The following is a 24200-nucleotide window of genomic DNA, read 5'->3' as shown; positions in this document are numbered from 1 at the left end:
GGACCGCCGTCAACTGGCGGACACGGCCGTACAGGAAATATCGCCGATGCCGGCGAAGCGAATCAGGGCACGTTGCCCCACTTCGATGTCGTGGATACCGGTGGCATTGCCGGTGGCAATCAGATCACCGCGCTTGAGCGGACGCCCGCGCTGTGCCGAACGGCTGAGCGCGAATGCGTAGGCCGCGCGCAGCCCGCCCGGCAGCGTGGTGGCCCCGCCGGTGCCGACCACCTTTTCGTCGATCAGCGTCTGGGCAGTGAGCGCAGCCTCGTCGCGCGCCAGCCAATCGGTCACTTCCGGGCCCAGAATCAGGCCGTTGTTGTTGCCGAAGTCCGAAATCACCACCCGCGGGCCCAACTGGTTGATGGTGGCCAGCGGGCTGCTGGCGATCTCCACCCCGATGAACAACGTGGCCGGCAGCTCTGCCGCCTGCTCCGGCGTGAAGTGGGTCTGCTCGGCCGGGGCGTCGGCGCCGAGCATCAGGACATATTCGGCTTCCACTGCGCCGAAGCCGCCGACAAAGATCGGGAACTCGGTTGTTCCACCGGTAGCATTCCAGACCTTCTGGGAGAAGATCGGGCCGAGCAGACGCTCGTCGCCGGACGCGTCGCGGCGCTCGGCGGCGATATACCCCACCTTCCAGCCGACGACGTGGTCGTGCCACTGGCTGATGGCGATGTCCTGCACCTGGTAGGCGGTGACCAGATCGTCGGGGATTTGCCCGGGAAAGTCGGGCAGCGATGCCCCTGCACGGCGTGCTTCCACAAAGCGCTGGGCGATGGCGGACAGCGCGGGTGTGGACGATGGCGGAGTGGCGGCGTCGTTGCTCAAGGGTGTCTCCCCGATAGGTGTTTTGTTGCACTGCCAATCGACAGCGGCACGGTGTGCTGTATATGGTAAACCGGTGTCATTGGCAATGTGCACTGCGGCAATTGTGGTCGCGGTGACGAAGTGGCCCTGGGAGGGGTGAATGGAACAGACACGCCAAACGCGTGCTTTGACCGCGCTTTCGCGCGCCACGCGGCATGGCCTGGCGGTCCTTGTGCTGGGCGCGCTGCTGGCCGGCCCGGCGCCGGCGGCCCAGCGACCGAGCGCCGACACTGCCGCCGAACAAGCCAGCCGGATCGCGCTGTGGCCAACGCGCCTGGCACCGGGGGATACGGCGTTGCCGCAACCGCAGCGCATCGTCGAGCGCAGCAGCGAGCCGGCGCAGCCGGATCGCTACATCCAGCAGGTCAGTACGCCGTATCTGGTGGTCTACCGGCCCAAACAGCCCAATGGCACCGCCCTGCTGGTCACGCCTGGCGGCGGCTACCAACGCATCGTGCTGGACAACGAGGGCAGCGCGCTGGTGCCCGGCTTTGTCGACGCCGCCGGCATCACCCTGTTCGTGCTGCGCTACCGGCTGCCGGGTGAAGGCCACCCGAACGGCGCCGACGTGCCGCTGGCCGATGCGCAACGTGCCTTGCGGCTGATCCGCGCCAACGCGGCCCGCTATGGCATCGATGCACAGCGCGTGGGCGTGATGGGCTTTTCGGCCGGCGGCCATGTCGCCGCCAGCCTGGGCACGCGCTACGCCGCGCAGGTGTATTCGCCCATCGACGCGGCCGATGCACTGAGCGCGCGACCGGACTTCCAGTTGCTGATCTACCCGGTGATCGACATGGACAGCGCCAACGCGCACAAAGGCTCCCGCGACCGTCTGCTCGGCAGCGCCCCGAGCCAGGCGCAGGTACAGGCCTATTCGCCGCAGCGGCACGTGGACGCGCGCACGCCGCCTACCTTTCTGCTGCATGCGCAGGACGACAGCGTGGTGCCGGTACGCAACAGCCTGCTGATGCACGATGCGCTGCTGCGCGCCGGGGTCCCCAGCGAGTTGCATGTGTTCCCGCAGGGCGGCCATGGTTTCGGTACCGCCAACGGCAGCGGTCTCACCGTGTCCGCATGGCCGCAACTGGCGCAAGCCTGGATCGCGCATGTCACCAAGCCGCAGCCGCCTGTGGCCAAGCCCGCTTCACCCGCACCCGCGAAGGAGATGGCGCAATGACCACCCAAGCCTCGCCTGATACGCGGCGCCGCACGCTGCTGCGTGGTGGCCTGTTCGCGACAGCGGCAGCAACGCTTCCCGGCTTCGCTGCCGCGGCCGTACGTGCACCGCCACGCGACGAGGGCGCGCCGCTGGCACGCGTGCGTGGCGGCGCGCTGCGCGGCTATCGCGACCAGGGCGTCTGCGTGTTCAAGGGCATCCCGTATGGCAGCGACACCGCCCCGCGGCGCTTTCAGGCACCGTTGCAGGAAACGCCGTGGCAGCACGTGCGCGACGCCAACGGTTTCGGTGCAGCGGCGCCACAGCTCAAGGCCAGCGAGCCCACCAGTGAGGACTGCCTGTTCCTCAATGTGTGGACACCCGGTCTGCGCGATGGCGGCAAGCGGCCGGTGTTGTTCTATATCCACGGCGGCGGCTACACCACCGGCTCCGGCAGCGACCCGCTCTACGACGGCGTGCGCCTGTGCAAGCGCGGCGACGTGGTGGTGGTCACCGTCAATCACCGGCTCAACGTCTTCGGCTATCTGTCGCTGGCGCAGCTGGGCGATGCCAGTTTTGCCGACTCCGGCAATGCAGGGCAGCTGGACCTGGTCCAGGCCCTGCAGTGGGTGCGCCAGCATGCGGCCGAATTCGGCGGCGACGCCGGCAATGTCACGGTGTTCGGGCAGTCCGGCGGTGGCGCCAAAATCGCCACGCTGATGGCGATGCCGGCCGCGCGCGGGCTATTTCATCGCGCCTGGACCATGAGCGGGCAACAGGTCACCGTGGCCGGGCCGCGTGCGGCCACCCAGCGCGCGCAGCTGCTGCTGGACGCGTTGAAGATCTCGCCAGATGAGATCGCGCGCATGCGCACGTTGCCTGTGGCCCAACTGCTGGCCGCCGCGCAGGTGCGCGACCCGTCGCGGGTGGAAAACACCGCGCTGTATTTCGGCCCGGTGCTGGATGCGCGCAACGTGCCGGTGCATCCGTTCTGGCCCACCGCGCCGGTGCAGTCGGCACGCATCCCGATGGTGATCGGCAATACGCGCGACGAGACGCGCGGCTTTCTCGGCCACGATGCGAAGAATTTCGCGCTGAGTTGGGACGAGTTGCCGGCCAGGCTGGAGGCGCAGCAATACGTGGACCTGTTGCCGCAGGTGGTCATCGCCGAATATCGGCGGCTCTATCCGCAGTACACGCCGTCGCAGGTGTTCTTCGCAGCCACCACCGCCGGCCGCTCGTGGCGCGGCGCTGTGGAAGAAGCCGACGCACGTGCCCGTCAGGGCGCGCCCACCTGGGTCTATCAACTGGATTGGGGTTCGCCCCTGGATGGCGGCAAGTTCGGTGCCTTCCATACCCTGGATATTCCGCTGGTATTCGACAACGTGCGCCAGCCGGGCTCGCGCACCGGCGATGGTGCCGATGCGCAGCGCATGGCCGAGCAAATGAGCGAGGCGCTGATTGCGTTTGCGCGGCATGGCGACCCCAATCGTCGCGGTGCGCCGCACTGGCAGCCATTTTCCTTGAAACGGCGCGAAACGCTGGTGTTCGATACGCCAAGCCGCCTGGAACTGGATCCGCGTGGTGGCGAGCGCGTGTTGTATCAACAAGCGCCCTTCATTCAACGCGGGACGTTTTGATTGCCTGGCGCGCTGGAACACTACGCGTTGCGCGCGCTCAGGCCTCAACGTGCAGCGGGCACGGGCGCGTCTGCCTCGATCACACCTTCGCGCTTGAGCGCTTCCCACAGCGTCGACGGAATCGCCACCTGCATCGAGCTCGCATTGGCGCGGGCCTGCTCGGCCGTGCGTGCACCGGGAATCACGGCCGACACCACCTTCGGGGCCGCGGCAAATTGCAGCGCAACGGTGCGTAGATCCACACCGTGCTTGTCGCAAATGGCCAACGCCTTCTGCCGCTTGGCAGGCGCCCACGACGGAATGGTGCCGTCGTAGAGATAACGCTCGCGCCCGGCCAGATAACCCGCCAACAACGGTGCACCGACCACCACCGAGGCGCCGTGCCTTGCGATCTTCGGGAAGGTGTCATGCAAGGCCTGCGCATGGTCGAGCAGCGAGTATTGGCAGGCGAGCAGGAAGATGTCGGGGTCGGCCTCTTCGATTGCACGCAAGGCCGGCTCAGGACGATTGACGCCAAAGCCCCAGGCCTTGATCAGGCCCTCCTTGCGCATCTTGGTCAACTCGGGCATCGCGCCCTTCACCGCCTCGGCGAACCGCCGCTCCCACGGCATGCCCAGGTCCTTTTCGTTCTCTGGCGAGAGATCGTGGATATACGCGATGTCGATCTGCGACACCCCCAGACGCTGCAGGCTGTCTTCGATCGAGCGCCGCACACCGGAGGCGCTGTAGTCGTAGCGATAGTCGAACGGCGAAGGTTGCTGCCACATCGTCTTGGGCGGCGTGTCGGTCGCGGTGAGCAGGCGCCCGACCTTGGTCGACAGCACGTACTCGTCGGCCGGATGGGTGTGCAGATGATGGCCGGTACGTCGCTCCGACAAGCCCAGCCCGTACCAAGGCGAGGTATCGAAATACCGCACGCCCGATTCCCATACCGCTGCCAGCGTCTGCTCGCTCTGTGCGTCGCTGGCCGGCGCAAAGCCATTGCCGATGGCCACGCCACCGAAGCCGAGACGGCTGCGCGGCCGGTAGCGTGCGCCCTTGACGACCGGATTGGTCGGCAATGCGCCCGCCTCGGTGTTTCCGCGCGTGGGCATCACGCTGCCCGGCGCCGACGATTGCGCCATCAACGGCGCAGCGGCCAATGCCGCGGTACCGGCCGCGGCAGCGGAAAGGAATTGGCGACGTGTATTCATGGGAATTCCCTGCAACAACGTGGCCCACGAGCATGGCCCCGCCGGTGTGCATGCCGAGTCAGCGGACTCAGCCCACCGCGAGTTGCTGCACATGCGCGCGTGACGCGCCATCGCCCAGCCACAGCATGGCCACACTGATCGGCAGACTGAAGCGGCGCGGCCCGGCGCTGCCCGGATTGAGGTACAGCACCCCATCGTGCATGTGCACCCGCGGCTTGTGCGAATGGCCGCTGATGACGACGTCGGCCTGCACCTGCGGTGCCAGCGTCTTCAGATCGTGCAGCACATGGATGCGCACGCCCTGGATCTGCAGATCCAGCGTCTGCGGTAAACCCCTCGCCCACGGCTTGTCGTCGATATTGCCTGCGATGGCATGCAGCGGTGCCAGTGCCCGCAACGCCTCAAGCACCTGCGGCGTGCCCACATCGCCGGCATGGATGATCTGCGTGCAGCCCTCGAGCGCGGCAAGCGCCTGGGGCCGGAGCAGGCCGTGCGTATCGGAGATCACGCCGATTCGCGTGGCGGCGCCCGTCTCGCCGTCACCGCGTTTGCGCACGATCATCAAGACGACCTGCTGCTGGATGACGTGCTATGTGCGTGTCGGCCTGCAGTGATCGATGCCATCGCAACCGAGTGGGAGCACAACAATGCAAACGATGCCAGCGCATGACCCACCCCGTCGAGAAGAGCTGGATGCATGACGCAGCTGCCGCCCACCACCGGGCCAGTTGCCCGATGGTAGGCGCAGGCGGCATCAGCCATACGGCGTCAGCACGATGGCGCCCAGCGGTGGCAACAGCAACGGCAGCGACTGCGCGTGCCCGTGCATGGATTGCTGCTCGGCCGTCACGCTGCCGCCGTTGCCCAGGTTGCTGCCGCCGTAGACGCCGGCGTCGCTGTTGAACACCTCGCGCCACTGGCCGCCTTGCGGCACGCCGATGCGGTAGCCGTGCTGCACGACCGGGGTGAAGTTGATCACCACCAGCACCGGTGCGTCGCCGCGTTTGCCCTTGCGCAGGAACGCCACCACGCTGTTGCCGGCATCGTCACCCACTACCCAGGCGAACCCGGACGGATCGTCGTCGTGCGCATGCAGCGCCGGGTATTGCACATACAGCCGGTTCAAATCGCGCACCAGCGTCTGTACGCCGCGGTGGCGCGGGTCGTCGAGCAAATGCCACGGCAGGCCGGCGTCGTGGTTCCATTCGGTGGGCTGGCCGAATTCGCAGCCCATGAACAGCAACTTGCGCCCCGGGTGGGTGAACATGAAACCCAGGTAGGCACGCAGGTTGGCGAAGCGCTGCCAGTCATCGCCGGGCATGCGGCCCAGCAACGAACCCTTGCCGTGCACCACTTCGTCGTGCGAGATCGGCAGCACGAAGCGCTCCGAATACGCATAGACCATGCTGAAAGTCAGTTCACCGTGGTGGTAGCGGCGATAGATCGGATCCAGCCCGGCGTAATGCAGGGTGTCGTGCATCCAGCCCATGTTCCACTTGTACTGGAAGCCCAGGCCGCCGTGCGCCACGTCGGCGGTGACACCGGGAAACGCAGTGGATTCCTCGGCAATCATCACCGCACCCGGCGTGTGCTCGCGCACCACCTCGTTGAGCCGGCGCAGGAACGCGATGGTCTCGTAGTTCTCGCGCCCGCCGTGGATGTTGGGTATCCACTCGCCGGCGTTGCGGCTGTAATCGCGGTACAGCATCGAGGCCACCGCATCCACGCGCAGGCCGTCGACGTGATAGCGCTGCAGAAATTCCATCGCACTGGCGATCAGGAACCCGGACACCTCACGGCGGCCGTGGTTGTAGATCAGCGTGTTCCAGTCGCGATGGAAGCCTTCGCGCGGGTCGGCGTGTTCGTACAGCGCGGTGCCATCGAAGTGCGCCAGGCCATGCGCATCGGTCGGAAAGTGCGCCGGCACCCAATCGACGATCACGCCGATGCCTTCGCGATGGCAGCGGTCGACAAAGCGCGCAAACCCATCGGGCGTACCGAAGCGCGCGGTCGGCGCGAACAGACCCAAGGGCTGATAGCCCCAGGAGCCGCCGAACGGATGCTCGCTCACCGGCATCAGCTCGACATGGGTAAAGCCCATATCGGCCACGTACGGAATCAGGCGGTCGGCCAGGCCATCCCAATCCAGGTCCACGTCCGCTTCGCGCAACCACGAGCCGGCGTGGATCTCGTAGATGCTCATCGGCGCGTCGTGGGCCTGGCGGCGCGCACGCGTGGCCATCCAGCCGTCGTCGCTCCACTGATGCGGCGTGGGATCGGCCACGATGGACGCGGTGCCTGGCGCAAGCTCCGCGCGGCGTGCCACCGGGTCGGCCTTGGCCGGCAGTTCGTGCCCGTGCGGGCCGCGCAGCTGGTACTTGTAATGCGCGCCCGGGCCAACGTCGGGCACGAACAACTCCCACACGCCGGCCTGGTGCCGCAGCCGCATCGGATGACGCCGCGCGTCCCAGCTATTGAAGTCGCCCACCACCGCCACGCGCGAGGCATTCGGTGCCCAGACGGCAAAGCGCGTGCCGCGCACGCCGTCCACTTCCACCACGTTGGCGCCCAATGCGTCCGCCAGTTGCAGATGGTGGCCTTCGCTGATCAGGTGCAGGTCGAAATCGCTGAGCTGCGGGCCGAACGCGTAGGGGTCGGCGGTTTCCTGCTCGCCACCGGGCCAGCCGATGCGCAGCCGATATCCGCCGTGGGCCGGCAACTCGCCGGCGAACAGGCCCGGCTCCGGGCCGGCATCCAGCGCGATCACCTGCCCGTCGTCGAGCACCGCACAGACGCGGTCGGCGCCGGGGAGATAGGTGCGCAACACCCGCCCGTTGTCGGACGGGTGTGCGCCCAAGACGGCAAACGCATCGCCGTGGCGCGCCTCTGCCAGGGCGCGTACCACGCCGGAATCCCATCGATTGCTCACTGCTGTCATTACTCCACTCATCATGTGTCTCCTGCACCGGCGCGTGCGCGTTGCAGGATGCGTCGCAAGCCTTCGATCGGCACCATCAACCAGCCAGGGCGATTGGCCGCTTCATAACGCACTTCGTAGCAAGCCTTCTCCACCAGGAACAGCAAGGTGGCTGCATTGAACGCCGCCGGCGCAATCCACGGATGGGCGCTGGCGTCGAGCACGGCATGGTAAGCGTCCAGGAAGGCTTGTGTGGAGCGGCGGCGGAATTGCACCAGGAATTCGTCCAGATGCGTGTCCACCCCGACGCCCGCGCGGGCGGCGGTACCCTCCTCGCCCCGTGCCGACACTTCGCTGGCGTAATCGAGCGAGCGCAGGAAGCCGGCCACATCGCGCAGCGGGCTGGCCTTGGCGCGGCGTTCGGCCAGCGGCTTGGCCGGCTCGCCTTCGAAGTCGATCAGCACCACATCGTCGAAGGCCACCAGGATCTGGCCCAGGTGGAAATCGCCATGCACGCGCGTGAGCAGGGAATCGGCCAGCACGCTGGGCGCCTTCGCGAGCAGGGCATCCAGCTGCGGGCGCTGCGCCAGCACCGCTTCCAGCGCCTCGCATTCGGCACTGTCTTCGCTGCCGGACAGGCGTGCATTGACGGTGTCCCACATCTCCTCGACCTGGCGTCCCACCCCGGCCACCACATCGTTGGCGGTGGGCAGGTCGATGCGTTGCGGCGCGAAGTCGGCATCGTCGGTGGCGCGCGACAGCGCTTCGTGCAACTCGGCCAGGCGCTTGCCGACCACCGCGGCGAAGGCGTCGTAGCCGGCGACTGCTTCGGCGCGCGCTTCGTCGGTCTGCGCGGTGGCGTATTCGTCGAAGCTGCGCGCCAGATGGTCCAGCGTCCAGCGCCAGGCATCGCCCTGGTTGCGGATGAAGCCCTGCAACAACGCGATGGTGGTGACGGTGCCCTGCCCGTCGATGCGGCTGACGCTGCCCAGCAGCGGCGCGGCATTGGCGTAGCCCATCTCGGTCAGGCGGCGGCCGATCTCGATCTCCGGGTTCGCGCCCACGGCCACATGCCGCAGCAGCTTGAACACGGCCTTGTCGGCGACCACCAGCGAGCTGTTGCTTTGTTCGGCCGACAACCAGCGGATTTCCGGATCTTGCGGGATGTCCAGCGTTGCCAGTGCCGGGGTGGCTTCGAAGCAGACCTGCCCCTGTTGCGAGGCATCGTCGCCATCGCAGAAATCCAGCGCTGCGTTGCTGCGCAGCGCATCGATCACGCCGCGCACCATGGGCTTGAGCGCAAACGCATCGGTGAGATACCCCACCTCGCGGCCCTGGCGCACACGCGCCAGCGCCAGCTGCTCGGCCAGCGTGCTCGGCTGCTCGCGCTCCCACACGATGCCCACCGGCAGCATGTAGCGCTCGTGGCGGCCGTCTTCCAGCTCTACCTCCAGCTCCAGCAGCGTCATCGGCTCATCGCCCGGCAGCGGCGTACGGCGCGCGATGCGCACGCTGCGCAGCGCCTGGTCCTTGGCCGAGAACCAGCGCCGTGCCGATAGCCAGGCCGGCAGGATCTCCCCTTCCAGGGTGGGCAGATGCGGCAGCAGTGCAGCGCTTTCGTCGGCATCGCTGCGCAGCACCAGCGTGCGGTAATCCGGCAGCGGTACCGGGCTGGGAACATGCCAGTCCGGCAGCCTGCCTTCGCTCACCAGCTGGAAGGCATAGAACCCGAACGGCGGCACCGTCAGCAGATAAGTCAGCCGCCCGATCGGCGGGAAGCTGCCGCCACCGATGATGTCCACCGGCACGCGGCCTTCGAACTCGGACAGATCCAGCTCCACCGCCTGCAGCGTGTGCGACAGGTTGGCCACGCACAGCACGGTTTCGTCCTGATAGCAGCGCAGGTAGGCCAGCATGCGGCGGTTGCCCGGGTACAGGAAGCGCAGGCTGCCGCGGCCGAAGGCCTGGTAGCGCTTGCGCACGCTGAGCACGCGGCGGGTCCAGGTCAGCAGCGAATGCTGGTCGCGGATCTGCGCTTCCACGTTCACCGCCTGGAAGCCGTACAGCGGGTCCATCACCGGTGGCAGCACCAGCTGCGCCGGGTCGGCCCGCGAAAAACCGCCGTTGCGATCGATCGACCATTGCATCGGCGTGCGCACGCCGTCGCGGTCGCCCAGATGGATGTTGTCGCCCATGCCGATCTCGTCGCCGTAATACAGCACCGGCGTACCGGGCATGGTCAGCAGCAACGAGGTCATCAATTCGATGCGGCGGCGGTCGCGCTCCAGCAGTGGCGCCAGGCGGCGGCGAATGCCTAGGTTGATGCGCGCGCGGCGGTCGGCGGCATAGGTCTGCCACAGATAATCGCGCTCCGAGTCGGTGACCATTTCCAGCGTCAGCTCGTCGTGGTTGCGCAGGAAGATCGCCCACTGGCAGCTTTCCGGAATCTCCGGGGTCTGCCGCATGATGTCGGTGATGGGGAAGCGGTCTTCGCGCGCGATCGCCATGTACATGCGCGGCATCAGCGGGAAGTGGAACGCCATATGGCATTCGTCGGCGTTCTGGCCGAAGTATTGCTGGGTGTCTTCCGGCCACATGTTGGCTTCGGCCAGCAGCATGCGGTCCGGGTATTCGGCATCCAGGGTGGCGCGGATCTTGCGCAGGATGGCGTGGGTTTCGGGCAGGTTTTCGTTGGAGGTGCCGGCGCGCTCGATCAGGTACGGCACCGCATCCAGACGCAGTCCATCCACGCCGCGATCCAGCCAGAAGCGCATCACTTCCAGCACCGCTTCCAGCACCGCCGGATTATCGAAATTCAGATCCGGCTGGTGCGAGTAGAAGCGGTGCCAGAAGTACTGCCCGGCCACCGGGTCCCAGGTCCAGTTGGATTTCTCGGTATCGCAGAAGATGATCCGCGTGCCTTCGTATTGCTGGTCGGTGTCCGACCACACATAGAAGTCGCGCTCCGGCGAGCCGGCTGGCGCATTGCGGGCGCGCTGAAACCACGGATGCTGGTCGGACGTGTGGTTGATCACCAGCTCGGTGACGATCCGGATGCCGCGCGCATGCGCCTGCGCCACCAGCTGCTCGAAATCTTCGATGCTGCCGTAGTCCGGATGCACCGCCATGTATTCGGCGATATCGTAACCGTCATCGCGGCGCGGGCTGGGATAGAACGGCAGCAACCAGATGGTGTCCACGCCAAGTTCGGCGATGTAATCCAGCTTGGAGATCAGCCCCGGAAAATCGCCGATGCCATCGTCGTTGGAGTCGAAGAACGACTTGACGTGCACCTGGTAGATGATCGCGTCCTTGTACCAGCGCTGGTCGGCAACCACCGCAGACTGCTCTGCGTCGGCTTGTAACGATGCCACTGCATTCATGCGACCTCTCCTGCGCGGATGCGCCATAACGCGAACGGTCGCGTTGCCTCTAGACGGATGTGTTGGTATTTGCCGTGCCACTCAAAGCGGTGCCCGTCCCACAGATCGTCCACGGCAACGCTGGCGTGATCGGGCAGGCCCAACTCCCACAACGGGATTTCGATATCGGCGTCCTGCCCGGCATGCGGGTCCAGGTTGATCGCCACCAGCACCATGCTGCGGCTGCGCGACAGGTAACCCGCATCCAAAAACTTGCCGTAATACAGCACTTGATCGTTGTGCGCCTGATAGAAGCGCGTGCCCAGATGCGACTGCAGTTCCGGATGCATGCGGCGCAGCTGGTTCAAGCGGGTGATCTCATCGACGATGTCGCCGGGCGCCCGTTCGGGCCACGCGCGCAGCTGGAATTTTTCCGAGTCCAGATACTCTTCCTTGCCCGGCGCCAGCGGTGTGGCTTCGCAGAGCTCGAAGCCCTGATACATGCCCCATAGCCCTGAAAGCGTGGTGGCCAGCGCAGCGCGGATCAGATGGCCGTTGCGCCCACTGGTCTGCAGGAACAGCGGATTGATGTCCGGCGTGTTGACGAAAAAGTGCGGGCGGAAACATTCGCGCGGCACGCCCTCGTTCAACTCTTCCACGTAGGCCTGCAACTCGTGCTTGTGGTTGCGCCAGGTGAAGTAGGTATAGGACTGCGAAAAGCCGCACTTGGCCAGGCGGTACATCATCTTTGGCCGCGTGAACGCTTCGGAGAGGAACACCACATCCGGGCGCCGGCCGCGCACATCGGCAATCAACCATTCCCAGAACGGGAACGGCTTGGTATGCGGGTTGTCGACCCGGAACAGCGTGACGCCTTCGTTGACCCAGAACAGCACCGCGTCGCGCAACGTATTCCACAGGTCCGGCACCGCGCCGCTGGCGTAGAAGTCGACGTTGACGATGTCCTGGTATTTCTTGGGCGGGTTCTCTGCGTACGGAATCGACCCATCCGCGCGCCAGGTGAACCAGTCCTTGTGCTCCTTCAACCACGGGTGGTCGGGGGCGCACTGGATCGCGAAATCCAGCGCCACTTCCAGCCCGTGCCCACGCGCCGCCTGGATCAGCCGGCGGAAGCCGTCCAGCCCACCAAGTTCGGCATGCACCTCGGTATGCCCGCCATCGCTGGCACCAATCGCATACGGGCTGCCGGGCTCGCCTTCCACCGCCGTGACCGAGTTGTTGCGGCCCTTGCGGTTGTTCAGGCCGATCGGATGGATCGGCGGCATGTACAGCACGTCGAAGTTCATCGCGCGGATGTGCGGCAGCCGCTTGATGACGTCGTCGAACGTGCCATGCCGGCTGACATCGCCACTTTGCGAGCGCGGAAACAGCTCGTACCAACTGGCAAAGTGCGCCGCGCGACGCTCCGATTCCACCCGGAAGGTGACCGGGTATTCCGAGCGGAATGGCTTGTCGTCGGCCAGCGCCATCGCCTGCGCGGTGTCCGGCTCCAGCACGATGGCCAGCTGCTGCAAGGGTTCGCTCTGCGCACCGATACGGGTCAGCACTGCCTGCAGGCGCTCGGCCAGCGCGCCGTCGCTGCGTGCCTGTGCGGCCTGCACGGCCGCAATCGCTTCCTGCACATCGACCGGCAATACCGTGTTGGCAGCGCGTTTCTTCTCCAGATCCGCGTGCAGGGTGGCGAAGACATCGCGCCAGGCTTCCACGCGGAATTCGTAGGTGCCGATGCGTTCCAACGGAAACTCCGCGCGCCAACGGTCGTTGCCCAACGCACGCATGGGCGCGCTGGCCCAGGCCTTGGCATCGGCCGGACGCCACAGCACCGCCACCGCAATGCGGTCGTGTCCATCGCAGAACGCGTCGGCTTCAACACAGATGCGGTCGCCCACCGTGCGCTTGACCGGAAAGCGGCCGTTATCCACCGACGGCGTCACCGACTCGATGCACACGCGTGGCCAGGTGCCGGCGGCCTGCGCACGCGGGCGCATGCGCGGCACTGCCAGCACATGGCGCGCCGGCACGCTGCGGTACACGCGTACTTCGCCCGGCTCCAGCGCTTCCAGCGTGGCCCCGGACAAGGTGCGGCCATCTTCGGCCACCAAGGCTTCGGCATCGCCGAGCAGCCGCAACAGGTCTGAGGCCGGCACCGGCACCACATGCCGGGTGTCGCCATTGATCAATAACAAGGAGGGCAAGCCGCGCCGTGGCTCGATCGCTACCGCGGTGAGCCCGGTCGCCTCACGCAGTAGCGGGCGCAACCGCATGCCTGCATTGCTGGTCGGCAGGCCATCGGTGGCACGGATCGACGATGGCAATGGCGCCAGGTGCGCGTCGTCCAGCAACCATGCCCCGCCCAACGCCAGCGCCAGTTGCCAATGCTGCTCGGGCGCCGCGGCGCGCTTGCCATCGGGTGCATCCAGCACCGCGACCACCTGCGCGGCCAGCGCGCGCAGCGCGCTGTCTTCGTCGAAGAACCAGCTGCCGCGACCATCCCACCAGGCAAGCGACGAAAACGCCGCATCGAACCCGGCACCGGCCAGCTGCTGCAATGCGTCCAGCCCCAGGCCCGGGGTCCACGCTGCAAACACCACGTCCGGCGCCTGCGCGTGCACGCGCGCAATCAGCTCGCGCCAGCGCTGTACCGGGACCTGCTGCGGCTGCAACAGGCGGAAGCCACCGACGCCCTGGCTCACCCACTCCAACAGGCGCGCGCTCCACCACTCCACCAGCGCCGCGCCTTCCTGCGCATAGGCAAAGCGGGCTTCGGCCACCTCCGGCGTCGCACGCGGCTGACGCGGGTCCGGGACCGTGGTGCTGCGCGCGCGGAACCACTGCGGGTTATCGCGTACCACCGCACTGGCACCGCCCACTTCGTCCAGGCGCACATCGATCAACAACGTGACGCCCGCGTGGCGCGCCGCCTGCGCTGCCTCGTGCAGGCGCTGCGCCTGCGTCTGCGCACCGGCCGCCGGCTCGATCAAACGTCCTTCGGCATCGCGCTCGAAGGGTGCGGCCATCACCACGTAATCGCAGCCGGCCTCACGCGCCGCCACGCAGCGCTGCTCCAGCCCGGTGGAGTCCTTCAGTGCTTCATTGAGAACACAGATGCGCATGGTGCCCCCTCAGCAAATAACGGCGCGCAGGGGCGCCGTTACGAGCGGAGCCGGCGCATGCTTGCCGCTCACCAGTGGTGCAAGCCTTTGCTCGCCACACGCCGCGCCATTACCTATCCGTACCGAACCTTGCCGTATTGACGCCTGCCGGCACGCTGCCCGACCGCCCCTGCCACCCGTGACTGCACTCATGCGCAACTCCGCAACGATTCTTGACCCATGCAGTCAAGCACCCCCGCTGCGAATTTCATGTGTCGGTGGAATTGACGAAAATCAAACAAGCGCGGCTGTGGTGTGTCAGTGGGGCACCGCCGTTCTGCGTGAGTGATCGCCTGCGCCGTCGGGTGACAGGGGCACACAGGTGAAGCGAGTCCACAGTGCAGGCCGACATGTCAACTAAGGAATACATCAGTTACGTCGCTGCCACAGTTACGTCGCTGCCACCGAGGCGGGCGCTTTTTTCGACGCCGGTCGTCTCGCTAGCCGATCGCATTGGGTCTAGCACGTAACTTCGATAACGGACCTCCCGCATCAGTAAGCCTGACATCCACGGGACACAGCGCTCCAGCGGTGCCAGAAAAACAGCGTGCTCCGCTGCGTCCATGCTGCGTGCTCGTCTAATGACAATGGGCCATCAAAACCATTGCGTTGATTATTTTTTATTTGGCTTTGAGGCAAATTTCTCTGCATTTCGACACCAAGCATGCTCGGCCGGTCTGCGTCGATTGCGCAGATGCACTCTCAAGACGCGTGACCCGCTTGGCCCGCTTTCGTTCGTGGTGGGCCCACGTCTCGTAACCGGCCCCTACGCCATACATCACGCGCAGCTCACTCTCCAATTGACAGCATGTTGTCAAATTGAGAAAGAGCTTTCGTATGCAGACCGACAACGAGCATGTCCGCGCGTTGGCGCTGGCGGTGTTCGCAGCTAACGGCCGCCTGGTCAGCGCTGGCAACGAGCTGGTTGCTCACCTGGGGCTCACTAGCGCGTGGTGGCAGGTGCTGGCCGCGCTGCGCTACGCGCCGATGCCGCTGCCCGCTGCTTCCATCGCACGCAACATGGGACTCACCCGACAGGCAGTGCAGCGCATCGTCGATGTGCTTGCCGAACATGGACTGGTCGAGTTCCAGCCGAATCCGCAGCACCTGCGCGCCAAGCTCGTTGTCCTGACACGCGCAGGCATCAAGGCCGTCAACGGCGCTGAAAACGCCGTGGCCCCCGTCGATCAAGCAATTGCAGACAGGATCGGCACCGATCGCATCCGCGATGCCGTCCGCACGCTTGAGCAGATGAGCGCCGTCATCTCGGAGTACCTGGGTGATGCGCCCAGCACTTCCAGTTCCATCGTCAAACTGCAGGAGTAATGCAATCATGATTCTGGTCTCAGGTGCCACGGGTGGTATCGGCGGCGAACTGTGCAGGCTCTTACAGGAAGCCGCCACGCCGTTTCGCGCGATGTGCCGCAAGCACGAGCAGGTGGAAAATCTGCAGCGCAAGGGCATGGACGCCGTGTTGGGCGACTTCGACACGCCGGACACACTGCAAAACGCCATGCAGGGTTGCGACACGTTGTTTCTCATCACCCCGCCCACACCCGATCAAGTGGCCCAGGAAACCGCCGCCATCGATGCGGCCAAGCGTGCCGGCATCGGCCGGATCGTGAAAGTGTCGGCATCCGATTGCAACGTGCGCTCACCGGTGCCGTGGGCGAAATCGCATGCGCTGATCGACCACCACCTGCGTGCGTCAGGCATCGCGTGGACCATCCTCAAGCCCACGGCTTACATGCAGAACTTCCTGTGGTTCAAGGGTCCGATCGCCAAGGGCGTGTTCCCAATGGCTGCCGGTCGCGGCAGCGTGTCGTGGATCGACCTACGCGACATCGCGCGCGTAGCCGCGACGGTGTTGACCGAGCAAGGCCACGCAGGCGCAACCTATTTCCTCACCGGGCCAGAGACGCTCGATATGAGCGATGTAACCTCGCGCCTTTCGAAAGGCATCGGGCGCAAGGTGCGCTATCTCGACCTGCCGACACCGGTCTTCCGCGTGCTGATGCGTGCGACCGGCAACTCACCCTGGATGGCCAAAGGCCTGACCGTGCAATTCGCAGATGTAGTGGCAGGCCATCACGATATCGATCCCACCTTCGAGATCGAGCGGCTCACCGGTAAGCGGCCGCGCACCTTCGATGATTTTGTTCGCGATCATCGGCAGGCGTTTGTGGGTTAGTCGTTGGGAGACCGCTGGGAACGAGTTGGGTGGCTTATGAAGTGAACCTGACCCCGTCGCCGCCGCTTTTAAGGAAACTCTGAACAATCCGTCCTGATCTGCCACAATCGATCATCGACCCGAGTAGACGATTTCGATGCAGCTGACCTTCGGCGACGCGGAGTACGACGGCAAGCGCAAGCGGACGCGGCGTGAGGTGTTTTTGGCCGAGATGGAGCAGGTCGTGCCGTGGAAGGAGCTGCTGGGGCTGATCGAGCCGCACTATCCGAAGTCGGGGCAACCGGGACGACAGCCGTATCGGCTGGAGACGATGCTGCGCATCCACTTTTTGCAGCAGTGGTATGCATTGAGCGATCCATCGGCGGAAGAAGCCTTGTACGACACGGTGTCGATGCGCCGTTTCGCCAAGATCGGCGGGCTGGATGAGGTGCCGGACGAGACGACGATTCTCAACTTTCGCCATCTGCTGGAGCAGCACGATTTGGCGCGCAAGCTGTTCAATCGGGTGAACGCGCATCTGTCGCGCAAGGGTCAGAGCCTGCGCGGCGGGACGATTGTGGATGCCACGATTATCTCTGCGCCCAGTTCGACCAAGAACAAGGACGGTGAGCGCGATCCGGAGATGCGCCAGACCAAGAAGGGCAACCAATACTTCTTCGGGATGAAGGCGCACATTGGAGTGGATGATGAATCCGGCCTAGTGCACCACGTGGAATGCACGGCAGCCAACGTGGCGGACATCACGCAAGCGCACAAGCTGCTGCATGGCAAGGAAGACACGGTGTGTGGGGACAGCGGCTACACCGGGCTTGAGAAGCGCGATGAGATCAAGGGCAAGCGCAAGCTACGCTACCTGATCGCGGAGAAGCCCTCGAAGCTGAAGCAGATCAAGAACAAGCGCGAACTGAAGTTGGCCAAGCGCTGGGAGCACACCAAGGCCAGCCTGCGTGCGAAGGTGGAACATCCGTTTCGGGTGATCAAGCGCCAGTTTGGCTATGCCAAGGTGCGCTATCGCGGCCTGGTCAAAAACACCGCGCAGGTGCTGACGCTCTTTGCGCTGTCGAACCTGTGGCTGAAGCGGAAGCAGTTGATGCCTGCCGTTGGGAAGTTGTGCCTGTAATGGGGAGAACGCCCCGAGAATGCGCTGGAAACAGCGAAAAACCGAAGGTGTGAGCGTAGTCAGCGCTACCGATGCGGGTCGACGCATCCTCTGGCCGCATTGATCAGACCATCCTTAAGTATCCGGATGACGGCAAATATCGGGTAGCTGATACATGCAACCAATACAAGCGGCTTGGCGAATCCCGCTAATAATCTAAGCCAGAAGTCCAGCCTATCAATTAACCGCAACTCGAATGTCGTGGCGGGTGACTTGGTGATATAGTAAGCGTGATACGCGATATTGAGAATAAGCAAGCATGATGCTGCTCCGAGGAGTGCGCGGAATAATAATGAAGGCTTTGGCATTTTGGAGCGTAGCGGAAAATAAGCGATGACCCACGGTGCAGTAGAAAGAAAAAGAATAGGAAGGTCACGATAATGATATCCAAAATTTTCGTTTGCGAATTGGGTCGACTGCCAAGAATGGGTTAGCCAATAAGTCAGGAATCCATAGCAAATTGGGATAAAGATCATTAGCTTCCTATTCATATTGATCTACTTGAGCGTGGTACGACGTGATCCTCTTTGACTTCCTGCCTGCCGTCAATCCCCACACGCAGCATTGCCACTTCGCTTGGTAGCAGCAGTGGATAAATTAGAAGCCGCTTATGCTCGGCTGTTTATAGGGCGCTGCCCCTGCCGACTCGGCTTACATCTCTTAGTCCTTATCAAGTTGGCCTATTAATTGCACCTGACCCCGTTTTTTGGAGATTGCTAGGGGTGTGCTGGGGTGTCCACTGCTGTGGTGGCACACCGAGAGTGCAACCCTGCCGATGAGATACGCGCAAGATTTCTCTGAGTCCCAGCCTGCCAATCTATCCCCACAAACAAGCTTGCCCACCCTTTCACAGTGAATGTCCGCGGAGCCTTGGCTGTCTCGCGGGCCGTACGAATTCCATGTAATATCATGCGGGCTGGGTTCGCGAATAAGGCTAGAGGCTCTCACGCAAATAGTTGGCCGGTACATCAATGGGGATTTCCCGAACCAATTCGAGGCTTACACAATATGCAAGACGCTTTTTGTGCCAATTCGGTGAGGGATGTTCTTACGGCAATTTTTATCTTCATAGGCTTGTTAGTCGCCGACCAAGCCATCGCGCAGAGCCCAAAGCAGAATCTTCAGTACTTTGCCGTTTGCCAGTCGGGTCCGTGCGACATTTACAATGGCAGATCACGCGATCCGTTTGGGTATCGGACCCGAATGTATTCCGGAGAAAATGAGGCGGCATCTAGAGCCATCGCGGATTATCTCGAAATTGATGGTTGGGATGTGGCTGAGATTCAATCGTTATGGCGGCGTAAATGCGAAAGGGCTGAGGTGACAACATTCCCCGTTGTCTATTACCCGTTCCCACAGCAGTGGATAGGACGTGTTGACTTCACTCATGAATGCTACACCTATCGGCCCGACGGTCTATCCCCCCCATCCAGTTCAGCTCCATACGTACGAAGCATAGCTATAAGTGCAAACTGTAGGCCGGGGTTCGTCGTGAAGGACTACGACACAGGCGAATGTTGGCGTGTTCCTAGCGCCTGTCCAGGATATCCAGAAAATAGCACTTTCGGATGCGGAGAAAGCGTGGCGGAACTTCAAGCAACTCGAAAGAGCTGGGTTGATCCCCGTCGTCTTTTTCACAGTCAGCAAGAGTGCATCGCCAGGACATCATGTGAATTGCGCTGCCAAATGGACAATTGCCAATGGATGGATTTGGTGATCCCCGCGTTCACCAGGCCTTATCTAGACGGGGATGGCATCTGGCCAATAGTCGAGACTAACTGTGGTGCAATGCAGGGCCTGTTGAGCGTGGTGCCTGGTGGCAAGTGGATCGCGGATAGAGAGTGTTTCTCGACTATGGGCTGGAATCACGTTCAGATAGACCTCAAGGCTGCGCTTGAGGCACATGGATGTGGAACGCAGAAAGATTGGGACTTGGTCGGAGACCAAATTGCACCGTGCCTACTTAAAACAGACCCCGGGTATCCTAACCAGTACTACGAATTTGGCGGCGTCTTCGTTCGCTTGGCTCGAGAGAGAGTGAGATCGCAGTGCCTTGCTAGTCGCAATGCCCGTGGCTTACCCATTGATATTAATTCTGGATTTGGAGGAAAGGTATGCCGAGCCGGGCCCTAATTTTTTTGCTTCTCGCCGCTAGCTCAATGCGCGCTCATGCACAGAACGACGCTCCACCTACTTGGACCATCCGTGCAGCGATTTCCGGAAATCAGCTAGTGGGAGAATGGGAGCTATCGAAGATAACTTCTCAGGATGAATTGCTCCAAAGAGCAGCATCTGCCCAGATTGGCATCGCCCGTGGAGCTTCATTCCAGATTCAAGTCACGCTAGTTAACCCCGTAGGTGTCGAGGTGGACGTTACCGGATCATCCAAATTGATTTATCGGCCCAAAGCTTGCTTGAATGTAACGCCTAGTGGCATGGCCACTCTGCCGAGCATCCCCAGTAGCCCGGGCACCTGCCAGCCTGGCGACCCCCTACCAATCACCATCATATATTTCGACAAGACCGCTGGAGTGGCAGCAGCAAACATGTATGCGATGAAAATCAATTAGCTTATTCCGGCTAGATCTGTTGGAATAAAGTTTCAGGGATTTACTTTGAGCAGAGCTTCGCCAGGTCGAAATTAAGTGAGCCTGACCCCCGTTCTTCGTTGGTCGCGCGTTCGACCTGCAGCGGCATCTATTTGCTGCCGAAGCGCGGGGATGTGTCGAAGGTGCTGGCCAGGGTGTCATTCACCATGCGAATTCTCCAATTGCGGGGTGCACGCGCCGTGCGCGGGATGCGGCGGGTTGGTCACTCTGCAGGTGCTACGGTGACGACCAGCTCGCCGTTGCGCATGCGGATGTGGAGTTTGCTGCCGATGGTGAAGCCGAGTTCTTCCAGCCAGCGGCCGCGTAGGCGCAGCGTGGGGATGCGTTGGTGGCTGTCGGGATAGTAGCCGTAGCCGACGGTGCAGTGTTGCGGGGCACGTGGGTGGCCTGGGCGACGCGGCTTGCTGGGATCGGGGCGGGGCTCGGGGATGGGGGTGCGCTCGACGTACGGCGGTGGCTTTAGCGTGGGGTCGAGGGTGTGCCAGCCGATCTCGGTGGGCGGCGGCACCGTAGCGCGCTTGCGCGCTGGCTTGGGACTGGACGTGGGTCGACGCATGGCAAAGCCCTCCTTGACGAACAGGCCCCGCCGCCGGGTGGCGACGGGATGTCGGGAGGTTAGAAACCGCGAACAGTCGGCGGGCGTATTTCCCCGAAGGGTGTTGTATTAGCCGCCCTCCCGACGCAGGCATCGCGTCGGTTGCGCCCGCAAGAATCTGCAGGCACAAAAAACCCACCGGTTTGACGGAGGTGGGTACCGCTGTTCGAGGAGTTTCTACGCTCCTTGGCGAAAAGACTGCTACGCGCTGCGTGACATGTCAACTGGCTGATGCTGGCAATCTGGAAAGCGTTGATGGAAGATCATTGCGTCAACGTTTGAAGCAGCAGCGTCAGAGTTGGATTGAACCTAGAGATTGCTATTCGAAACGCATCCCCACCCTCCAGCAAAAAGCTTTCCATCCCCTGGCTATCCATCACCATCGCGCCACTCAGGTTCGGGCTCGGTAGTGCAGGACACCAACGGCGCGAATGACAATTGGCCAGCATCGCAATGTCGCGTGAGTAGGATTCCGATGATAAAAGTTAGCTTCCGAAGCCTGTTCCCTTTGCTGCTGCTTTCACTAGCGCTGCCAAGTGCATGCGCTCGCGCGCCTGGTGAAGCAGGACGGGATGCAGGCACGCCATCTGCTGCCACAGTGACGCCAACCTCTGCAGAGAAAGGCAAGAGCACCGTTAACCGTGTCGATCCCGTCTCTGCCAACACCACTCCGCAAGAGCTGGAGCGCCGGCTGCTGCGCTTCATCGATGGTCTGACAGTGCCAGCGGATCTGGACTACCAGCGAATGGAATCTGCACTTGGCATCAAGCTTGGGTCACCGTCTGATCCGGCATACCCGTGGCGTGAAGCAAAAGACCTCGCTCTGGCCGATGGCTATGCGCTATATGCGACACATCGCCCAACGAAGGATGGCTTCTCGCGGATCGAAGTTGCGGTGTCTTTGCCTAACCACGGCGATCCCACGCGCGTGCCTACGTCGAGCTGCATCTGGCAAGCGGAAGCACTCTCCAAAGCGCTCGAAGGGATGGGATACACACGCGGCGGCCAGCGCCCCTTCCAGGGCGGATGGCTACGCCAGCATTGGCGCACAATCAACGGCGGGAATCAGATCTTCTCAGTCTCATTGCTTATCTATCGAACCAATGACCAACATGGTCAACATGGTCAACAAGAGTGCGTTAACGGCGTCAAGATCGATGGAGGCAAGCCATGAAATGGTTCACTCGAAGAGCAGAGCCTGGAGCGTGTGCAGAATTTTGTGTAACCGTGGTTTGGGTTACCGCTGAGGAAGTCGCCCCTCGAACTGGATCGTAAAGCGGTTCAGCGCAGCCTTCCAGTCGCGGATCGGCAGCGTCCATTTCTTGGTGATGTTGCGCAGAGCCAGGTAGAACAGTTTCATCAAGGCTTCGTCGCTGGGGAACGCGCCGCGGTTCTTGGTCAGCTTGCGCAGGCTCATGTTGACCGACTCGATGGCGTTGGTCGTATAGATCACCTTGCGGATCTCCGGTGGGTAGTCGAAGAACGGGATCAGTCGTGACCAATTGCGCCGCCATGACTGGCTGATGGGCGGGTACTGGGCGTCCCACTTGGCCTCGAACTCGGTCAGTGCCTGCTCGGCCTCCTCGACGGTGGCGCAGGCGTAAATGCGCTTGAGATCGGCGGCAACCTCGGCGCGGCGTTTCCACGAGACGTAGTTCAGGCTGTGCCGCACCATGTGCACGATGCACAGCTGCACGGTGGTCTGCGGGAACACCGCCTCGATCGCCTCGGGAAACCCCTTCAGGCCATCGACGCAGGCAATGAAGATGTCCTGCACCCCGCGGTTGCGTAGCTCCGTCACGACTTGCAGCCAAAACTTGGCACCCTCGGCCTGCGCCAGCCATAGGCCCAGCACTTCCTTCTCGCCGCCCATGGTGATGCCGATGGCCAGGTACACCGCCTTGACCCGCACCGCGCCCTCGCGCACTTTGACGTGGATGCAGTCCAGATAGACGATCGGATAGACCGGATCCAGTGGCCGCGCCTGCCACGCCTTGACCTCCTCGACGACCGCATCGGTGACTGAGGAAATCAGACTCGGCGACACCTCGGTGCCGTACATCTCCTCCAGGTGCGACTGGATCTCGCGCACGGTCATGCCGCGCGCGTACAACGACAAGATCTTGTCATCGAAGCCGGCCCAGCGGGTCTGGTGCTTGGGGATCAGCTGTGGCGCGAAGCTGCCGTGGCGATCACGCGGAATCTCGATCGGCAGCTCGCCGAACTCGCCCTTGAGCGTCTTGCGGCTGCGTCCGTTGCGCGTGTTGCCGGCCGCGTTGGCGACCGGCTCATGCTTGTCATGACCGAGGTGTTCGGTCATCTCCGCGTCCAGCGCCCGCTCCACCAACCGCTTGGTCAGCTGCTTGAGCAGGCCGTTCTCGCCGATCAGATCCTCGGGTTTGGTGTAGTTGACCAACAGGCTGCTAAGCAGCTCGTCGGGTACCTCATGTGTGCGTGGGCTCATGGTGTCTCCGGGTTAGGTGGCAGTCTCCTGCCTGTGGCCCGGTTACACAAAATCTAGGACACGCCCACAACGAGTTGAGCCGGGTGGACCACGTTTTGCTCAGCGAGAAGACCAAGGATCTTACGGCTGCACAGAATGTCTTCGTGGTGCAGGGCAGGCCGGATGACCCAGCGATGTTACGTGCACATATGCCCACTGTCGAAGCAGCTCAACGCCCGGTGCAGGAAAGCTTTTCGCAACTGGAATCCGTCAACCAACGCCTGGAACAAGATCGCGCGCGGGAACAATCGCTAGAACAGCAGCGCTCGCAGGAGCAACAACAGCGCGGGCCGACTCCTTCGCTGTGAGGATGACCCAACAGCCGAAGAAGGTTATCAACATGCTCAAATTCATCTGCTGATCGTCTACCAAAAACTCAACCTGACCCCGTTCTTCGCTATTTCAAAGTTCATAACACGCTCTAGGCCACGCCCTGATGTGGGCTCGGCTTGAACGAATTGTTATGCCGTGCTTGTACTATTTTTTTGACAAAATCCACAAGCCACCTGTAACGGCTGCACCCGCCAGAAAGAGCACGCCCCTGACAGCGAGGGTGGCACAACCATGCTGCGACTGACATGAGCGTACATTTACCTCACGGATGTCCTCGCGCGCCTCTCGAAGCACCTCTTTTTTGCATAATTAAGGCACTTATTTACTTCATCTTCATTTTCAGCATTAGCTGCAGATTCTTTAGAGTCAACCCTTGATTTGTTGTCAGATTTTCTCTGCAGCGTGAGAAATGCTTCCTTCTCCCGTCATTTGAAAGATGGTGCTCGGAAACATTTACTTCAATGCTCTTCTTCACAAATACTCTTGATAGTTGATGTAC

Annotated in this window: 14 protein-coding genes and 1 pseudogene; 7 read left to right on the top strand and 8 right to left on the bottom strand. The window is 63.0% G+C overall.

What is annotated here, in order from left to right; translation table 11 throughout:
* Window positions 1–9: 9 nt before the first annotated feature.
* Window positions 10–831 carry a 2-keto-4-pentenoate hydratase gene (locus ACCQ00_RS00725; RefSeq protein ID WP_007968138.1) on the bottom strand — a complete coding sequence of 274 codons (822 nt, stop codon included), beginning with the start codon at window positions 829–831 and terminating at the stop codon, window positions 10–12.
* Between the two features lie 139 nt (window positions 832–970).
* Here ACCQ00_RS00725 and ACCQ00_RS00720 point away from each other — a divergent pair, with 139 nt between their 5' ends.
* Both ACCQ00_RS00720 and ACCQ00_RS00715 read left to right on the top strand, forming a co-directional pair.
* Window positions 971–2047 (top strand): alpha/beta hydrolase, encoded by a 1077-nt coding sequence (locus tag ACCQ00_RS00720; RefSeq protein WP_039573513.1) that lies wholly within the window; start codon window positions 971–973, stop codon window positions 2045–2047.
* Window positions 2044–3666 carry a carboxylesterase/lipase family protein gene (locus ACCQ00_RS00715; protein ID WP_099770659.1) on the top strand — a complete coding sequence of 541 codons (1623 nt, stop codon included), beginning with the start codon at window positions 2044–2046 and terminating at the stop codon, window positions 3664–3666. Before ACCQ00_RS00720 ends, ACCQ00_RS00715 begins: the two co-directional genes overlap by 4 nt.
* Before the next feature lie 44 nt (window positions 3667–3710).
* On the opposite strand, the gene ACCQ00_RS00710 is transcribed toward ACCQ00_RS00715, so the two are convergent.
* From ACCQ00_RS00710 to ACCQ00_RS00690, 5 genes are all read right to left on the bottom strand, one after another.
* A complete protein-coding gene (locus tag ACCQ00_RS00710; RefSeq protein ID WP_039573510.1) occupies window positions 3711–4859 on the bottom strand; it encodes an aldo/keto reductase in 1149 nt (382 codons plus the stop codon).
* A 67-nt stretch (window positions 4860–4926) separates the two neighbouring features.
* Complete coding sequence (locus ACCQ00_RS00705; RefSeq protein WP_017158105.1) at window positions 4927–5421, bottom strand: metallophosphoesterase family protein; 495 nt, start codon at window positions 5419–5421, stop codon at window positions 4927–4929.
* Between the two features lie 192 nt (window positions 5422–5613).
* On the bottom strand, window positions 5614–7797 hold the full coding sequence (gene glgB, locus ACCQ00_RS00700) for a 1,4-alpha-glucan branching protein GlgB (RefSeq protein WP_039573508.1): 2184 nt from the start codon (window positions 7795–7797) through the stop codon (window positions 5614–5616).
* A gap of 11 nt (window positions 7798–7808) precedes the next feature.
* A complete protein-coding gene (treS, locus tag ACCQ00_RS00695) occupies window positions 7809–11159 on the bottom strand; it encodes a maltose alpha-D-glucosyltransferase (protein WP_039573506.1) in 3351 nt (1116 codons plus the stop codon).
* Complete coding sequence (locus ACCQ00_RS00690) at window positions 11156–14272, bottom strand: maltotransferase domain-containing protein (protein WP_039583375.1); 3117 nt, start codon at window positions 14270–14272, stop codon at window positions 11156–11158. Before ACCQ00_RS00690 ends, treS begins: the two co-directional genes overlap by 4 nt.
* 876 nt (window positions 14273–15148) lie before the next feature.
* On the opposite strand from ACCQ00_RS00690, the gene ACCQ00_RS00685 reads away from it, so the two are divergent.
* The 3 genes from ACCQ00_RS00685 to ACCQ00_RS00675 all read left to right on the top strand — a co-directional run bounded on the left by ACCQ00_RS00685 (window position 15149) and on the right by ACCQ00_RS00675 (window position 17622).
* Window positions 15149–15637 carry a MarR family winged helix-turn-helix transcriptional regulator gene (locus ACCQ00_RS00685; protein WP_039573499.1) on the top strand — a complete coding sequence of 163 codons (489 nt, stop codon included), beginning with the start codon at window positions 15149–15151 and terminating at the stop codon, window positions 15635–15637.
* A gap of 7 nt (window positions 15638–15644) precedes the next feature.
* Entirely contained in the window at window positions 15645–16502 is an 858-nt protein-coding gene (locus ACCQ00_RS00680; protein ID WP_039573495.1) for an SDR family oxidoreductase, read from the top strand.
* 136 nt (window positions 16503–16638) lie between these two features.
* The gene (locus tag ACCQ00_RS00675) at window positions 16639–17622 is read left to right on the top strand and encodes an IS5-like element ISXfu1 family transposase (protein WP_022557821.1); all 984 of its coding nucleotides are present in this window, start codon (window positions 16639–16641) and stop codon (window positions 17620–17622) included.
* A 2850-nt stretch (window positions 17623–20472) separates the two neighbouring features.
* On the opposite strand, the gene ACCQ00_RS00670 is transcribed toward ACCQ00_RS00675, so the two are convergent.
* Window positions 20473–20826 (bottom strand): SymE family type I addiction module toxin, encoded by a 354-nt coding sequence (locus tag ACCQ00_RS00670; protein ID WP_046735971.1) that lies wholly within the window; start codon window positions 20824–20826, stop codon window positions 20473–20475.
* A 637-nt stretch (window positions 20827–21463) separates the two neighbouring features.
* On the opposite strand from ACCQ00_RS00670, the gene ACCQ00_RS00665 reads away from it, so the two are divergent.
* Window positions 21464–22039, top strand: coding sequence for a hypothetical protein (locus tag ACCQ00_RS00665; protein ID WP_372354041.1), 576 nt, complete (start codon window positions 21464–21466; stop codon window positions 22037–22039).
* Between the two features lie 63 nt (window positions 22040–22102).
* Here ACCQ00_RS00665 and ACCQ00_RS00660 read toward each other — a convergent pair whose 3' ends face one another.
* On the bottom strand, window positions 22103–23329 hold the full coding sequence (locus ACCQ00_RS00660; protein ID WP_011345585.1) for an IS256-like element ISXax1 family transposase: 1227 nt from the start codon (window positions 23327–23329) through the stop codon (window positions 22103–22105).
* Between the two features lie 68 nt (window positions 23330–23397).
* Between ACCQ00_RS00660 and ACCQ00_RS00655 the strand changes: the two are divergent.
* Window positions 23398–23676, top strand: a pseudogene (locus ACCQ00_RS00655) (XVIPCD domain-containing protein); the annotation flags it as partial.
* Between the last annotated feature and the right edge of the window lie 524 nt (window positions 23677–24200).

Origin of the sequence: Xanthomonas sp. NCPPB 3761 (assembly GCF_041475705.2) — a bacterium.
Taxonomy (GTDB): domain Bacteria; phylum Pseudomonadota; class Gammaproteobacteria; order Xanthomonadales; family Xanthomonadaceae; genus Xanthomonas; species Xanthomonas phaseoli.
The sequence above is the reverse complement of the archived record's forward strand: the minus strand, read 5'-3'. Positions and strand labels throughout refer to the sequence as shown.